The sequence below is a fragment of the Caballeronia sp. LZ003 genome, from assembly GCF_031451465.1.
In the GTDB taxonomy this organism is placed as follows: Bacteria; Pseudomonadota; Gammaproteobacteria; order Burkholderiales; family Burkholderiaceae; genus Caballeronia.
Map to the genome: position 1 here is coordinate 1 of NZ_JARUXJ010000098.1, position 777 is coordinate 777.

Consider the following 777-nt stretch of genomic DNA (forward strand, 5'->3'; position numbering starts at 1 on the left):
GGGACTAAGGTCATCATGAAACCATCGACATCATGAGCGCGTACACCTACATTGAGATGTCTTCTGTCCCGCGCCCGCTCTTGCAGATGGCCGTGCGACGGCTGGAAGGATCGCAGAGTTGGATCTCAATTCCAGGCTGCCCATTCGCTGGAATCGAAGAAGAAGGTCAGATCCAGTTTCCGTATCCGCGCAACCGGGAACTGCGCAAGCAGTTGCTTGCCTGGTTAGATCACTGGAACATTTCTTACGGCGTTGAGCAATAGCGAGATCGGTGGAGAGGCTATGAGTGAACAGGGCTTGAATGAAGGTGCGCGAAACGCGGCAGACGACAAGGTTCATCGGTGGGTCGCTTGGTGCCTGACGCGACGCATCTTCGCGCCGTATGTAAAGTCGAATGTGCTTGCACGTCTGCAGCCCGCCCGTCGAGCAATGGCGCGCGAGCCGGACTCGTTTTTGGATCCTGAGATGCCGTTCTTCAATATGGCGATCCATGCGCTATGCGAACAAGGCGGTCGCGCGCACGAGGCGGAGTGCTTCCTTGGAGTCTATTGGTACAACGCGAACATTAAGACATTGGCCTACGAGCAGAATTGCGCTCGCGGCACGATCTATAACCGCGCCCGTCGGTTTGCGGAACGCGCCGAATCGCTCAGCAAATCAATCCGCCGGGCAAGTGAAAGCTTCATGTCCGAAAAGTGTTCAAGAATTATTGAACAAAATAGTTCTACTGCTGATTGAACACTTTCATATAAAATCGGCTCTTAATCGATAGGCTGC

At 53.8% G+C, this 777-nt stretch carries 2 protein-coding genes; both read left to right on the forward strand.

The genetic code is table 11. The annotated features are described in order from the left end of the window. Positions 1-32: 32 nt before the first annotated feature. The gene (locus QCE79_RS33185) at positions 33-263 is read left to right on the forward strand and encodes a hypothetical protein (protein WP_309851713.1); all 231 of its coding nucleotides are present in this window, start codon (positions 33-35) and stop codon (positions 261-263) included. Between the two features lie 19 nt (positions 264-282). Next, positions 283-738, forward strand: coding sequence for a hypothetical protein (locus QCE79_RS33190; RefSeq protein ID WP_309851716.1), 456 nt, complete (start codon positions 283-285; stop codon positions 736-738). Positions 739-777 lie beyond the last annotated feature (39 nt).